The 14,795-nt window shown below is 74.1% G+C and carries 13 protein-coding genes; 9 read left to right on the forward strand and 4 right to left on the reverse strand.

Annotated elements, in window-relative coordinates; translation table 11 throughout:
* Positions 1-65 precede the first annotated feature (65 nt).
* From O2W14_RS13790 to O2W14_RS13820, 7 genes are all read left to right on the forward strand, one after another.
* Positions 66-401, forward strand: coding sequence for a YbaB/EbfC family nucleoid-associated protein (locus O2W14_RS13790; RefSeq protein WP_269176675.1), 336 nt, complete (start codon positions 66-68; stop codon positions 399-401).
* Positions 402-462: 61 nt separating this feature from the next.
* Complete coding sequence (recR, locus tag O2W14_RS13795) at positions 463-1,062, forward strand: recombination mediator RecR (RefSeq protein ID WP_269176676.1); 600 nt, start codon at positions 463-465, stop codon at positions 1,060-1,062.
* A 296-nt stretch (positions 1,063-1,358) separates the two neighbouring features.
* Positions 1,359-3,074, forward strand: a complete 1,716-nt coding sequence (locus tag O2W14_RS13800) for an ABC transporter substrate-binding protein (RefSeq protein WP_269176677.1) — start codon at positions 1,359-1,361, stop codon at positions 3,072-3,074.
* A gap of 86 nt (positions 3,075-3,160) precedes the next feature.
* Positions 3,161-4,165, forward strand: a complete 1,005-nt coding sequence (locus tag O2W14_RS13805; protein WP_269176678.1) for an ABC transporter permease — start codon at positions 3,161-3,163, stop codon at positions 4,163-4,165.
* Entirely contained in the window at positions 4,162-5,106 is a 945-nt protein-coding gene (locus tag O2W14_RS13810) for an ABC transporter permease (RefSeq protein ID WP_269176679.1), read from the forward strand. Before O2W14_RS13805 ends, O2W14_RS13810 begins: the two co-directional genes overlap by 4 nt.
* Before the next feature lie 2 nt (positions 5,107-5,108).
* Positions 5,109-6,185, forward strand: coding sequence for an ABC transporter ATP-binding protein (locus O2W14_RS13815; protein ID WP_269176680.1), 1,077 nt, complete (start codon positions 5,109-5,111; stop codon positions 6,183-6,185).
* Complete coding sequence (locus O2W14_RS13820; protein WP_269176681.1) at positions 6,182-7,327, forward strand: ABC transporter ATP-binding protein; 1,146 nt, start codon at positions 6,182-6,184, stop codon at positions 7,325-7,327. The genes O2W14_RS13815 and O2W14_RS13820 overlap by 4 nt, the downstream gene beginning before the upstream one ends.
* 73 nt (positions 7,328-7,400) lie before the next feature.
* Here the strand turns inward: O2W14_RS13820 and O2W14_RS13825 are convergent, their stop codons facing one another.
* Positions 7,401-7,757, reverse strand: coding sequence for a Rieske (2Fe-2S) protein (locus O2W14_RS13825; protein ID WP_269176682.1), 357 nt, complete (start codon positions 7,755-7,757; stop codon positions 7,401-7,403).
* A gap of 148 nt (positions 7,758-7,905) precedes the next feature.
* Here O2W14_RS13825 and O2W14_RS13830 point away from each other — a divergent pair, with 148 nt between their 5' ends.
* Positions 7,906-10,020: a TPM domain-containing protein gene (locus O2W14_RS13830; protein ID WP_269176683.1), complete on the forward strand. Its 2,115-nt coding sequence runs from the start codon at positions 7,906-7,908 to the stop codon at positions 10,018-10,020.
* 240 nt (positions 10,021-10,260) lie between these two features.
* Positions 10,261-11,610, forward strand: coding sequence for a glycoside hydrolase family 6 protein (locus tag O2W14_RS13835; RefSeq protein ID WP_269176684.1), 1,350 nt, complete (start codon positions 10,261-10,263; stop codon positions 11,608-11,610).
* A gap of 37 nt (positions 11,611-11,647) precedes the next feature.
* On the opposite strand, the gene O2W14_RS13840 is transcribed toward O2W14_RS13835, so the two are convergent.
* Genes O2W14_RS13840 through O2W14_RS13850 form a run of 3 tightly spaced genes read right to left on the reverse strand, consistent with a single transcriptional unit; the run spans position 11,648 to position 14,744 of the window.
* On the reverse strand, positions 11,648-12,643 hold the full coding sequence (locus tag O2W14_RS13840; RefSeq protein WP_269176685.1) for a glycoside hydrolase family 88 protein: 996 nt from the start codon (positions 12,641-12,643) through the stop codon (positions 11,648-11,650).
* A gap of 2 nt (positions 12,644-12,645) precedes the next feature.
* Positions 12,646-13,356: an SDR family NAD(P)-dependent oxidoreductase gene (locus O2W14_RS13845; protein ID WP_269176686.1), complete on the reverse strand. Its 711-nt coding sequence runs from the start codon at positions 13,354-13,356 to the stop codon at positions 12,646-12,648.
* Positions 13,353-14,744, reverse strand: a complete 1,392-nt coding sequence (locus O2W14_RS13850; RefSeq protein WP_269176687.1) for a GH1 family beta-glucosidase — start codon at positions 14,742-14,744, stop codon at positions 13,353-13,355. Before O2W14_RS13850 ends, O2W14_RS13845 begins: the two co-directional genes overlap by 4 nt.
* Positions 14,745-14,795: the final 51 nt, after the last annotated feature.

Here is a 14,795-nt window from a genome sequence, read left to right on the forward strand (position 1 = left end):
GGTCCAGGACGACCTGCGCGCCGGGTCGCCGCGCGGTGTCGGTGGCAGCACCTACTCTCGGTGCCATGGGACCCGGAGGACAGCCCGACATGTCGGCCCTGCTCGCGCAGGCGCAGCAGATGCAGCAGGCGCTCGCCGCCGCGCAGCAGGAGCTGGCCGCCACGGAGGTGACCGGCTCGGCCGGTGGTGAGCTGGTCACGGTCACCATGACCGGCGACGGCGACATCACCGCGCTGACCATCGCCCCGGCGGCCGTCGACCCCGACGACGTCGAGACGCTGCAGGACCTGGTGATCGCCGCCGTCCGCGACGCGCAGCGCGCCGTCAACGAGCTCGCCGCCAGCACGATGGGCCCGCTGACCGGCGGTCTTGGCGGCGGCCTGGGTCTGCCCGGCTTCTGACCCACCGGGGTGCGCCGGCGCGGCACCGCTGCCCGCGCACCCCACCCAGACGAGGAGAACCGTGTACGAAGGCGCTGTCCAGGACCTGATCGACGAGCTCGGGCGGCTGCCCGGGGTCGGTCCCAAGAGCGCGCAGCGCATCGCCTTCCACCTGCTGGCCGCCGAGTCCGCCGACGTCGTCCGGTTGGTCGCGGCACTGCAGCGGGTGCAGGCCGAGGTCCGCTTCTGCGTGACCTGCTTCAACGTCGCCGAGGGCGAGCAGTGCCGCATCTGCCGCGACCCCCGCCGCACCCTCGACGTCATCTGCGTCGTCGAGGAGCCCAAGGACGTCGTGGCGATCGAGCGCACCCGCGAGTTCAAGGGCCGCTACCACGTGCTCGGCGGGGCGATCAGCCCGATCGAGGGCATCGGCCCGGACGACCTGCGGGTCAAGGAGCTGATGACCCGGCTGATGGACGGCCAGGTCACCGAGCTGATCATCGCCACCGACCCCAACCTGGAGGGCGAGGCCACCGCCGCCTACCTGGCGCGGCTGGTCGGCCCGCTCGGGCTCGCGGTGTCCCGGCTGGCCAGCGGTCTGCCCGTCGGCGGTGACCTCGAGTACGCCGACGAGGTCACCCTGGGCCGTGCCTTCGAGGGCCGCCGCCGCATCGACGCCTAGACGAAGGCCCCCGTCGCCCCCGCCCGTCGCAGGCTCAGGGCGGGACCCTGCGACGGGGCCGGGGGTCCCGTGAGCCGGCCGCCGGCGCGGCCGGGGACGGTGCGTGAGGTGTCGGCGCGGCCGGGTGAGGAGCCGGTGCACGGGAGGTCTCGATCCGGTGACGATGAGGTGGACAGACACATGTGCGTCACAAAGCGCACTTAATGTCCCTGGCCGTGCCCCAGACCTTCCGGTCTGCGGGCGGTCAGGCTCCAGATCATCCGGCCGTGTACGGCCGAGAAGGCAGGTCCTCCGCGATGCATCGTCGCCCCACCCGCGCACTGGCCGCCTCCGCGGCCGCGCTGTCCGCCCTCGCGCTGGCCGGTTGTGCCTCCAGCGACCGGGACGAGTCCGGGACCGCCGCAGGCGAGAGCAGCGCCAGCGGTGGCGGAGGCGGCACGTTCGTCTTCGGTGCCGCCGGCGACCCGACCATGTTCGACCCGGCCCTGGCCACCGACGGTGAGTCCTTCCGCGTCACCCGCCAGATCTACGAGGGCCTGCTGACCAACGCGCCCGGCACCGCGGACCTGGAGCCGGCGCTCGCGGAGAGCTACGACGTCTCCGAGGACGGCCTGACCTACACCTTCGCGCTGCGCGAGGGCGTCAAGTTCCACGACGGCACCGACTTCAACGCCGAGGCCGTCTGCTTCAACTTCGACCGTCAGTACAACTTCACCGGCCTGGCCGCCAGCCCCGCGGCCTCCGAGTACTGGCAGAACAACTTCGGCGGGTTCGCCAGCACCCCGGACGTCCCCAGCCTGTACGCCGGGTGCGAGGCCACCGACGCCGCGACCGCCGTCATCACCCTCACCGAGACCACCAGCCGCTTCCCGGCCGTGCTGGCCCTGCCGAGCTTCGCCATCCAGAGCCCGGCCGCGCTGGAGCAGTACAAGGCCGACGAGCTGGGCGGCAACGGCGACGCGCTGACCTACTCCGAGTACGCCACCGCGCACCCGACCGGCACCGGCCCCTTCAAGTTCGGCAGCTGGGACCGGGGCAACAAGACGGTCAGCATCGTCAAGAACGCCGACTACTGGGGCGAGGCCGCCGGCGTCGACGAGATCGTCTTCCGCTCCATCGCCGACGGCAACACCCGCCGCCAGGAGCTGCAGGCCGGCTCCATCGACGGCTACGACCTCGTCGCCCCGGCCGACTACCAGGCGCTGGAGCAGGGCGGCTTCCAGGTCCTGCCCCGCGACCCGTTCAACGTCCTCTACCTGGGCATGAACGGCGGCGGCATCGAGGGCACCAGCGCGAACCCGGCCCTGCAGGACGTCCGCGTCCGCCAGGCCATCGCCCACGCCATCGACCGCGACACCATCGTGCGCTCGCTGCTCCCCGAGGGCGCCGAGGCCGCGATCGAGTTCGTGCCCCCGGCCGTCGACGGCTGGACCCAGGACGTCACGCAGTACGCCTACGACCCGGAGCGGTCCAAGTCGCTGCTGGCCGAGGCCGGCGCGACCGGCACGACGCTGCGCTTCTACTACCCGACGGACGTCAGCCGGCCCTACCTGCCGGACCCGGCCGCCATGTACGAGGTCATCAGCAAGAACCTGACCGACGCCGGGTTCACCGTCGAGCCGACCTCCCTCCCGTGGAACCCGGACTACCTCGACGCCGTGCAGGCCGGCCAGGCCGACGTCCACCTGCTCGGCTGGACCGGTGACTACAACGACGCCTACAACTTCATCGGCACGTTCTTCGCCGACGCCGGTGGCGGCAAGATGAAGGCCGAGTTCGGTGGCTGGAGCGCCCCGGAGGTCTTCTCCTCCCTGGCCGCCGGTGACAGCGAGCCCGACGTCGAGGCCCGCGGTCCGCTCTACGAGGCGGCCAACAAGGCGATCATGGACTTCCTCCCGGCGGTCCCGATCTCCCACGCCCCGAACGCGATCGTCGTCGCCGAGAACGTCTCGGGCCTGGTCCCGAGCCCGCTGTCGGCCGAGGACTTCTCCACGGTCACGATCAGCGAGTGAACACACACCACCGGGGCGGCCCTGACGGGTCGCCCCGGTGGTGTGTCCACCCCCGGTCGTCGATCCAGGAAGGCTGACCAGCCAGCGTGCTCCGCTTCATCGTCCGACGGCTCCTGCAGCTGATCCCGATCCTCCTGGGCCTCTCGGTCCTGCTGTTCGCCTGGCTGCGTGCCTTGCCCGGCGGACCGGCCCAGGCTGCGCTCGGTGAGCGCGCCACCCCCGAGGACATCGCCCGGTACAACGAGACGTTCGGTCTCGACCAGCCGGTGCTCGTCCAGTACGGCAAGTTCCTCGGCCGTGCCCTCCAGCTGGACTTCGGGACCTCGTCCCGCACCGGCCAGGCGGTCACGACCGAGTTCCTCGAGCGCTTCCCCGGCACCCTCGAGCTGACGATCTTCGCGATGGTGTTCGCCATCGGCATCGGCATCCCGCTCGGCTACCTCGCCGCCCGCCGGCACGGCAGCTGGATCGACTCCAGCTCGGTCATCGGCTCACTGCTGGGCGTGGCCATCCCGGTCTTCTTCCTGGCCTACCTGCTGCGGCTGCTGTTCGCCGTCCAGCTCGGCTGGCTGCCCGGCTCGGGCCGGCAGGACGTGCGCATCGACGCCACGCACATCACCAACTTCTTCGTCCTCGACGGGCTGATGACCCGGGAGTTCGACGCCGCCTGGGACGCCGTCCTGCACCTGGTGCTGCCCGGCATCGCGCTCGGCACGATCCCGCTGGCCATCATCGTGCGGATCACCCGCGCCTCGGTCCTGGACGTGGTGAACGAGGACTACGTCCGGACGGCGAACGCCAAGGGCCTGGCCACCGCGACCGTGCGGCGACGGCACATCATCCGCAACGCCCTGCTCCCGGTGTCCACCACGATCGGCCTGCAGACCGGTCTGCTGCTGTCCGGCGCGGTGCTGACCGAGACCGTGTTCGCCTTCGGCGGTGTCGGCTCCGCGCTGCGCGACGCCATCGCGAACCGGGACTACGCACTGCTGCAGGGCTTCATCCTCATCCTGGCGGTGGTCTACGTGCTCGTGAACCTGTTGGTGGACATCTCCTACGGGCTGCTCGACCCCCGGGTGCGCGTCCGATGACCGCCGCCCTGGGCTCGACCCGCCGCGACAAGATCGACGAGCTGGCCGCCCGCGCCGGTCAGGTGCCCGCGGGCGGGGGCGGGGTCTCGCTGGCCCGCAGCGCCTTCCGCCGGCTGCGCCGCGACCCGGTGGCGATCATCGGCGCGGTCATCGTCGTCGCCTTCCTCCTCGTCGCCGCGCTGGCGCCGTGGCTGGCCCCGCGGGACCCGCTGGAGCAGGCGCTGCTGTCGGAGGTCCGGCAGGGCTCCATCCCCGGCTCCCGGGAGGGCTTCCCGCTCGGGGTCGACCAGCTGGGCCGGGACGTGCTGTCCCGGCTGATCTACGGCTCGCGCCAGTCGCTGCTGATCGGGGTGGTCTCCACCGTCCTCGGCGCCGTGGCCGGCATGGCGCTGGGCGTGCTCGCCGGCGCGTTCGGCGGCTGGGTCGACACCGTGGTGATGCGCTTCGTGGACATCCTGCTGTCCATCCCCGGCCTGCTGATGGCCATCAGCATCTCGGTGCTGCTGGGCCAGAACCAGTACGCGCTGATGATCGCCATCGCGGTCACCCAGGTGCCGGTCTTCGCCCGGCTGCTGCGCGGGTCGATGCTGTCCCAGCGGGACAGCGACTACGCCCTCGCCGCGAAGGCGCTGGGGGTCAAGCGCAGCAGGATCGTGCTCGGGCACGTGCTGCCCAACTCGCTGTCGCCGGTGATCGTCCAGGCCACCCTCTCGCTGGCCACGGCGATCATCGAGGCCGCGGCGCTGAGCTTCCTGGGTCTCGGCGACCCCGACATCAGCCGGCCGGAGTGGGGCGCGATGCTCTCCAGTGCCCAGGCCGTGCTGTCCTTCGCACCCATGCTGGCCGTCTACCCGGCGCTGTGCATCATCGTGGTCGCGCTCGGCTTCACCCTGCTCGGGGAGTCGCTGCGCGAGGCCCTCGACCCGAAGTTCCGGAGGTGACCATGAACGGCTCGACCGCGTTCTCGGCGGCGCCTCGGCACGCCGCCTCCACGACCCCGGTCCTCGAGGTCGAGGACCTCTCGGTCCGCTTCACCCGCCGCGGCGAGGCCGGCACCCAGGCCGTCGACGGGGTCAGCTTCTCCGTCGCCCCCGGGGAGACCATCGGCCTGGTCGGGGAGTCCGGCTGTGGCAAGTCGGTGACCTCGCTGGCGGTGATGGGCCTGCTGCCCAAGCGCGGCGTGCAGGTCGCCGGCTCGGTGCGGCTCGACGGCCAGGAGCTGCTCGGTGCCGGTGACCGCGCGCTGCGCAAGCTCCGCGGCGCCGACATGGCGATGGTCTTCCAGGACCCGCTGTCCTCGCTGAACCCGACGGTCACCATCGGCGTCCAGGTGACCGAGGTGCTCAAGGAGCACCGCGGGATGAGCGGCAAGGAGGCCACCGAGGAGGCCGCCGACCTGCTGGACCGGGTAGGCATCCCCGACCCGCGCCGGCGGCTGGGGGAGTACCCGCACCAGCTCTCCGGCGGCATGCGCCAGCGCGCGCTCATCGCCATGGCGCTGGCCTGCTCGCCGCGGCTGCTCATCGCCGACGAGCCCACCACCGCCCTCGACGTCACCATCCAGGCGCAGATCCTGGAGCTGCTGCGCGAGCTCGTGCAGGGCTCCGGGACGGCGCTGGTGATGATCACCCACGACCTGGGCGTCGTCGCCGGGCTCTGCGACCGCGTCCACGTCATGTACGCCGGCCGGATCATCGAGACCGCCGACCGTGGCGACCTGTTCGCCCGCCCGCGGCACCCCTACACCGGCGGCCTGCTGGCTTCGGTACCGCGGCTGGACACCACCCGGGGCACCCCGCTGACCCCGATCCGCGGGTCCGCCCGCGACGCCATCCCGTGGGCCCAGGGCTGCGCCTTCGCCCCGCGCTGCGACTCCGGCCGCGACGACTGCCTCACCGAGGTGGCCGGCAGCACCGTGCCGCTGGAGTCCGACGGCGCCGGCCGCGAGCTGCGCTGCCGCCACCCGCTGACCGTCCCGCCCGTCGCCGGGTCGCCGACCACCCCGGGAGCCGACCGATGACCACCGAGCCCACGAGCCCCGCGTCCGGACCGCTGCTGCAGGTCCAGGGCCTGCAGGTGCACTTCCCGATCCGCCGCGGCCTGTTCGTCGACCGCACCGTCGGGCACGTGCGTGCCGTCGACGGCGTCGACCTGTCCATCGACCGCGGGACGACGTACGGCCTGGTCGGGGAGTCCGGCTGCGGCAAGTCCACGCTGGGCCGGGCCATCCTGCGGCTCACCGAGCCCACCGCGGGCAAGGTGCTCTTCGACGGCACCGACGTCGCCTCGCTCAAGCCCGAGCCGATGCGGCACATGCGCCGCCGCATGCAGATGGTCTTCCAGGACCCGCTGGGCTCCCTCGACCCCCGCCAGGACGTCGAGTCGCTGCTGGCCGAGCCGCTGCACGCCCACGGCCTGGGCGGCGACAAGCCCGCCATCGCCCGGCGGCTGCGCGAGCTGCTGGACGCCGTGGGCCTGCCCGAGGCCGCGCTGCGCCGCTACCCGCACGAGTTCTCCGGTGGCCAGCGGCAGCGCATCGGCATCGCCCGGGCGATCACCGTCGAGCCCGACCTGCTCATCGCCGACGAGCCGGTGTCGGCCCTCGACGTCTCGGTGCAGGCGCAGGTGCTCAACCTGCTCGAGGAGCTGCAGGAGCGGCTCGGGCTCACCTACCTGGTCATCGCCCACGACCTGGCCGTCGTCCGGCACATCAGCGACGTCGTCGGGGTCATGTACCTCGGCTCGCTGGTGGAGCAGGCACCTGCCGACGCGCTCTACGAGGCGCCGCTGCACCCGTACACGCGGGCCCTGATGAGCGCCGTCCCGGTACCGGACCCGGTGCTCGAGGACTCCCGCGAGCGGATCCTGCTGTCGGGCGACCTGCCCTCGCCGGCCAACCCGCCGTCGGGCTGCCGGTTCCACACCCGCTGCCCCTGGCGGCAGGAGACCCGCTGCGACGACGAGGTGCCGGTGCTGCGCGAGCTCGCGCCGTTGCACCTGGTCAGCTGCCACTGGGCCGAGGACATCCGCGACGGCCGGCTGCTGCCGAAGTCGGCCGACGAGGTCGCCGCCATCCAGGGGGTGTCGGTCGGCCCGACCGGCGCCGACCAGCCCGTGGACAGCATGATCGGCGGCGTCGACGAGCCCGTCGAGTTCCGCTGACGGAGGACCCCTCCGCCCGGCCCTCTGCGGGGTCCCGCCGCGAGCTCGCGAGTGGTGGGAGCAGAGGGGTCCGCTAGTCGACGACGACGTCGGTGCCCTGGCGGTGGGCGCGGCGCACGCGCAGGCGCACCACCTGACCCAGGCGCTTGACCAGGCCGGTGTAGCCCGGCGTCGGGCCGTGGTAGCCGAGGAACCCGCGCGGCCCGGACACCATCTCGCCGGTGTGCAGGTCGTAGCGGGCCTGGTGCCAGGGGCAGACGAGGCAGCCGTCGGCGTCCAGGCTGCCCTGGGACAGGTCGGCGAGCTGGTGCCGGCAGCGGCGGGACACGGCGGACAGCCGGCCGTCGGCGTTGGTGACGGCCCACGGGCCGGCCTGACGGACGGCGCCGGGCGGCAGGTCGGCGGCGGGGACGCGGTGGGACTTCGGCACGGGTGCCTCCAGGTCGGGGTGGGGACCCGGGCCTACCCCCGCCGGGACGCGGTCAGACGCAGATCGGTGGTGGACAACAAGATGGCCCCGATGCCGGCCTGACCGGCATGATCGCGCCCGCGGACGCCGGATCGGCGACGATGGACCCATGCCCCGCCTCGCCCGACTGCTCGCCGTCCTGCTCGCGCTGGCCGCCACCCTGGTGATGACCGGTACCGCCCACGCCGAGCAGCCCGGACGGCTCGCCCAGCCGGTGACCGACACCGCCGGGGTCCTGGGTGACGGCGCCGCCGCGGCGGAGGACGCCATCGAGCGGCTGCGCACCCAGGAGGGCATCCGGCTCTACGCCGTGTTCGTCGACACCTTCGACGGCCTCGACCGGCAGGACTGGGCCGACAGCACCGCCGAGCGCTCCGGCCTGGGCGCCGACGGCATCGTGTTCGCGGTGGCCGTCGACCCCTCGGTCCGGTCCTACGCGGTGTCGGTCGACCAGCGCTCCCCGGTCTCCGATGCCCGGCTGCGCGACGTGCTCAGCTCCGACGTCCAGCCGGCGTTGTCGGCCAGCGACTGGTCCGGCGCCGTGGTCGCGCTGGCCGACGGGCTGGCCGGTGACGGCTCCGCCGCGGGCACCGGGTCGGCAGGCAGCAGCAGTGGCGGTGGCGGCGGGGGAGGCGCTCTGGCCGTGGTCGCGGGCGTCGCGGTGGTCGGTGGCGGTGGCTACCTCCTCGTCCGCAACCGGCGCCGCCGCAGTCAGGTGCAGGAGCAGGAGGTGGCGGCCGCCCGGGCAGCCGACCCCTTCCCGGACGAGACGACCGAGCAGCTCACCTTCCGGGCCAGCGGCGCGCTGCTGGAGCTGGACGAGGCGGCCCGCACGTCCTCCTTGGAGCTGGACTTCGCCCGCGCCCAGTACGGCGACGAGTCGGTGGCCGGGTTCGCCGAGGCGCTGGCCCGGTCGCAGACGGAGCTGCAGCAGGCGTTCACGCTGCGCCAGCAGCTGGACGACGAGGTCCCCGAGGACGAGCCGACGAAGCGCCGCATGCTGGCCGAGATCCTCCGGCTGACCGGCGCGGCCGACGAGCGGCTGGACGCCCAGGCCGAGGCGTTCGACCGGCTGCGCGACCTGGAGCGGAACGCACCGCAGGCGCTGGAGCGGCTCACCCCGCAGATCGCCGAGCTGGAGCAGCGGCTCCCCGCCGAGGAGCGGCGGCTGGCCGACCTGCGCGGCCGGTACGCCGACAGCGCCGTGGCACCGGTGGCCGGCAACCCCGCCCAGGCGCGGGCGCTGCTGGCCGCTGCCGGTGCCGAGATCGCCGACGCCCGCGACCTGCTCGCCGCCGGCACGGCCGGCAAGGCGGTGGCCTCGGTGCGCACCGCCGAGGACGCGGTCGCGCAGACCCGCACGCTGCTCGACGCCATCGGCCGACTGGCCGCCGACCTCGACGCGGCGCCCGGCCGGCTGGCCCAGGTGCGGGCGGAGGTCCAGCAGGACCTCGCCGAGGCGCGCAGCCTGCTGTCCGGGAGCGGTGCGGGGAGCGGCGATCTCCCCGGACTCGTCGCCCGCGCCGAGGCGGCCCTGGCCGCGGCCGACGGGGCGACGACCGGCCAGCGCCCCGACCCGCTGGCCACGCTCCGGCAGCTGGAGGAGGCCGACATCGCCCTGGACCGGTCGCTCGGCGCCGCCCGGGACGCAGCCACCCGGTTCCGCCGGGCCGCCTCCGCCCTGGACCAGACGCTGCTCACCGCCCGGTCGGCGGTCGCCGCTGCCGGTGACTTCATCAGCACCCGGCGGGGTGCCGTCGGGCCGGAGGCGCGCACCCGGCTCGCCGAGGCGCAGCGTCGGCTGGACGCCGCCGTCAGCACGGGCCCGGCCGACCCGGTCGCCGCGCTCGCGGAGGCCCAGCAGGCGGCGAGCCTCGCCCAGCACGCCCTCGACCTGGCCCGTGCCGACGTCGACCAGTGGGCCGGCGGCGGCTACGGCGGTGGGCCGGGGTACGGCCCGGGTCCGGTGCAGCCCGGTTACGGCGGTCGTCCCGGCGTCGACCTGGGCAGCCTGGTGCTCGGCGGCATCCTGCTCGGGGGCGGGGGCTCCCGGCGCGGCGGCGGCTTCGGCGGTGGCGGCCTGGGTGGTGGCTTCGGTGGTGGTGGCTTGGGCGGTGGCTTCGGTGGCGGCGGCTTCGGCGGCGGTGGCGGGCGCCGGGGTTCCAGCGGCAGCTTCGGTGGCTCGGGCAGCCGCGGCCGGCGTGGCGCCGGCGGGGGCTTCTGACCCGGACGGCGCCCGTCGCGGGACGGCCGGGTCGGGCTCGCGCCGGTCGGGCTCGTGCCGGCCGCCGTCCGGGGGCGGTCGTGACCGGAGAGTTCCGGAACGGGGTCTTGCCATCGGCGAGCTCTCGGGAGAAGCTGTGACGGCTCCCACACTTCTTCTTCGCTGGGTTGTCGCGCAGCGGCGTGGGAGCGCTCCCACAGGGCAACGCGGCTCTGTGGGTCCCCTGACGACAGGACGACGATGTTCTCGAACCCCCTTCCGCGCAGGCGCGCTGCGGTCCTGGCCGTCTCGGCCGCCGTGGCGGTCGGCCAGCTGGCGATGAGCTCGCCGGCCTCGGCCAAGCCGGCCCCGGTCCCGGCGCCCTCGCTCACCGCACCGGAGGCGGCCGTCCTCCCGGCCGACACGCGCTTCTACACCCCGCGGCCCGACCCGGGTGCGGAGCAGCAGATCGCCGACCTCGAGCGCCAGGGCCGGACCGCTGACGCCGCCCTGATCCAGGGGGTGATCGACACCCCGCAGGCGGTCTGGTTCACCAGCGGGACCCCCAAGGAGGTCCAGAAGGAGGTGCACCGCACGGTGACCCAGGCGCGGGCGCACAAGACCGTGCCCACGCTGGTCGCCTACAACGTCCCCGGCCGGGACTGCTCGCAGTACTCCTCGGGTGGAGCTGCAGACGATGCGGCCTACCGCGCCTGGGCCGACGGCTTCGCCGCCGGGCTGACGAAGGCCGGCACCGTCACCGTGATCATCGAGCCGGACGGGCTGCCGCTCATGCCCGGCGACTGCCCGGACGGCACCTACGACGGGCAGTTCGTGCCGACCGACGAGGGCCGCCTGGCGGACATCAGGTACATCGGGGAGGCCATCGAGCGGGCGAACCCCGCCGCGCTGGTCTACCTGGACGCCGGGCACACCGGCTGGCACAACGTCGCCAGCATCTCCGACCGGCTGCAGGACGCCGGCGTCGAGCAGTTCCAGGGCTTCTCGCTCAACACCTCGAACTACCAGTACACGGCCAACCTGACCCAGTACGGCACCTGGATCTCCCAGTGCCTCGCGATCCTGCCCGACGACTACACGCACGGGGTGGACACCGACCCCTGCCCCAACCAGTACTGGAACGGCGGCCCGGCCAACGGCTACAGGGGCGTGGCACTCGACCCGATGCTGGAGTGGAGCGACACCGCCACCGACCCGGCGGCCAACACCCTGGGCATCAACCAGCGGTTCGACGCCCTGCTGGGTGACACCGTGCCGACCGAGCACTTCGTGATCGACACCAGCCGCAACGGTCAGGGCCCGTGGGTCCCGGCCGAGGGCGTGACCTACCCGGACCCGCAGACCTGGTGCAACCCGCCCGGCCGCGGCCTGGGTGCCACCCCGCAGGCCCAGCCCGACGCCGACGCCCCGCTGCTGGACGCCTACCTCTGGGTGAAGACCCCGGGGCAGTCCGACGGTGAGTGCAACCGCGGGATCGCCGGCAGCACCACCGACCCGGAGTGGGGCGGCATCACCGACCCCGCCGCCGGTGCCTGGTTCCCCCAGCAGGCCCTCGAGCTGGCCCGGCTGGCGGTGCCTGCCCTGCGCTGACCGCCGGCACCACCATCGAACGGCCCGGGGCGCCGCGTCACGACGACGCGGCGCCCCGGTGCGTCGAGGCCCGCCACCGGAGCGCGGCGGAGTGCGCCAGCAGGAGGAAGGCCTGGGCCTCGGGGGAGTGCCCGGGGCGGTCGAAGTGCGGGGCCGCGCTGGCGCCCTGCACCCGACCGAGCTCGTCGAGGCGGTCGACCACGGAGCCCAGCAGCGACTCGCCGAGCGCGCCGTCCGCCGGGGGCAGCCACCCGTCGGCGGCGCCGGTGAGCGCGGCGTAACCGAGCATCGCGGCCACGTTCGTGTCCGCCGGGCCACCGGCGTCGTCGAGCACGTCCCCGAACAGCCCGTCGGGACGGCGCAGCGGGCGGCAGGCTGCCAGCAGCGCCCGCACCTCGGCGGCCAGCTCGGCGCCGGGCGCACCCGGCAGGTGACGCACCGCCCGGGCCGCGCCCGCCGCCACCCAGCCGTTGCCGGTGCCCCAGGCGCGCGGGTCGGCGAGGGCGCCGGCGTCCTCGTCCCAGCGTGCGGCCCACAGCCCGGTGGCCGGGTCGCGGAGCCGGGACCGGTGTCCGCGGAACTGGGCCAGCGCAGCGGCCGGCTCGCCGACCGCGGCCAGGAAGGGCACCACCATGTAGACGCTGTCGGCCCACACCTGGCGGGAGACGGTCAGGTGGAACAGCGTGCCGTCGGCGGCGCGCGGCGCCCCGGTGAGCAGCCAGTCGCGCTGGCGTCCGCTGGCGGCGGTCAGGCCGGCGTCGCCGGTGCGCCCGGCGAGCACCGCGACCAGCTCGCCGACGGCACCGCTGTTCACCGCGCACGCCGGGTCCAGCTCGGCCAGCCGCCCGTCGGGCAGCTGCCGGGCCACGGCGTCGTCGGCCAGCACGCGCAGCTGGTCGGCCGCGCCGGCGTCCTCGAGCGCGGCGGCGGTCACCCCCTGGTCCCAGGAGTGCCGCTGCACCAGCAGCAGACAGGACAGCACCCGCTGCCGGACGTGGTCGTCCAGCAGCAGGTGCGGTGTGCCTCGGGACATGCTCAGAACGGGATCTCGGCGCCGTCCTTGAAGAACCGGCCGGTCACCGAGGCGGGCTCGGCCAGCAGCGCCATCGCGCCGTCCGCGCTCTCCTCGACCGTGCCCGGCGCCTCGTCGCCGCCCAGGTCGGTCTTCACCCAGCCCGGGTCGAGCCCGTTGACGGCGACCTCGCCGCGCAGCTGCGCGGCCTGCACGAGGATCAGCCCGTTGAGCGCGTACTTGCTCACCCGGTAGCTGGCGATGCCCGGCTCGGACGCCCCGTCGATCGTGCCGGCGCCGGAGCCCACGTGCACGACCCGCGGCTCGCTGCCCGCCCGCAGCGCGGGCAGCAGGGCGATCACCAGCCGGTGCGGTGCCAGCAGGTTGACCTCGAGCGTGGCCTCGAGCGTGCCGGCCGGCTCGTCCTCGAACCGGTCGGCGTGGGACAGCATCACCCCGGCGTTGCTGAACAGGACGTCGAGGGCGCCCCACCGCTGCGCCACCTCGGCCGCCAGCCGCGCCGGGGTGCCCGGGTCGGTCAGGTCGGCCACCACCGGGACGAAGGTGCCCCGGCCGCTGACCTCGGCGGCCACCTCGTCCAGCAGTGCGGCGTCCCGGGCGGTGCCCAGGACGTCGGCGCCGGCGGCGACCAGCCGCCGGGCCACCGCCCGACCGACGCCCCGGGAGGCGCCGGTGAGCAGGACCCGGCGGCCGGTCAGGTCGGCCTCCGTCACGCGCCGGCCTTGTGCTGCCGGATGACCTCGGCGTAGGCGTGGGCGCTGTCCTTGGGGGTGCGGACCTGGGTCTCGTAGTCCACGTGCACGATGCCGAAGCGCTGCGCGTAGCCGCGGGCCCACTCGTAGTTGTCCAGCAGCGACCAGGCGAAGTAGCCGCGGACGTCGGCGCCGGCCTCGATCGCGGTGGCCATGGCCGCCAGGTGGTCGTGCAGGTAGTCGACCCGCTGCTGGTCGTGGACCTGACCGTCCTCGGCGACCTCGTCCGGCCACGCCGAGCCGTTCTCGGTGATGAACATGGGCAGTCCCGGCGCGATCGCGCTCAGTCGGTTGAGCAGCTCGGTGAAGCTGTCGGGGTTGACGCTCCAGCCCATGGTCGTGGTCGGGCCGTCCTGCTTCTCCTCCCGCACGTCCTCGCAGCCGATGAACGTCGAGGGGCTCTTCGGCTCGTGGCCACCGCTGACGACGGCGGCGTAGTAGTAGTTCACGCCCAGCCAGTCGACCGGGGTGGAGATGATCTCGAGGTCGCCGTCCTGGACGGGGAGGGGGGCGCCGGCTGCAACCAGGTCCTCGACGACGTCGGCCGGGTACTCGCCGGTGACGATCGGGGTGATGAACATGCGGTTCTGCTGCCCGTCCTGGCGGCGGGCGGCGTCGACGTCGACGGCGGAGTCGCTGGCCGGGGACATCGGCGTGAAGTTCAGCGTGATGCCCAGGTGGTCGGCGCCCTTGTCGCGCATCACCTGGGTGGCCAGGCCGTGGCCGAGCAGCAGGTGGTGCACGGCCTTGGCGGCCTCGGCGGAGTTCGTGTGGCCGGGGGCGTGCGCGCCGGCCTGGTAGCCCAGCAGCGAGCTGCACATCGGCTCGTTCAGCGTCGACCAGTGCGGCACCCGGTCACCGAGGGCGTCGTAGACGATCCCCGCGTAGTCGGCGAAGCGGTGCGCGGTGTCGCGGTTGGTCCAGCCGCCCTCGTCCTCCAGGGCCTGCGGCAGGTCCCAGTGGTACAGCGTCAGCCACGGCGCGATCCCGGCCTCCAGCACCTCGTCGACCAGCCGCCGGTAGAAGTCCAGCCCGCGCTGCTCGATCGCGCCCTTGCCGGCGGGGAGGACGCGCGGCCAGGAGACGGAGAACCGGTAGGCGTCCAGGCCCAGGTCCTTCATCAGGGCGACGTCCTGGGGGTAGCGCGTGTAGTGCTCGACGGCGACGTCACCGGTGTCGCCGTTGAAGGTCTTGCCGGGGGTGTGGCTGTAGGTGTCCCAGATCGACGGGCCGCGGCCGTCGACGTCGTGGGCGCCCTCGATCTGGTACGCCGCGGTGGCCGCGCCGAAGGCGAAGCCGGGCGGGAGGACGAGGCCGGAGGGCGCGGAGCGCACGTCGGTGGAGGTCATGTGGTGGAGCTCCTCGCTGGTGGGTCGGTGGAGCGGCACGCCGTGGGTGGC

Origin of the sequence: Modestobacter sp. VKM Ac-2986 (assembly GCF_026967795.1) — a bacterium.
Lineage (GTDB): Bacteria > Actinomycetota > Actinomycetes > Mycobacteriales > Geodermatophilaceae > Modestobacter.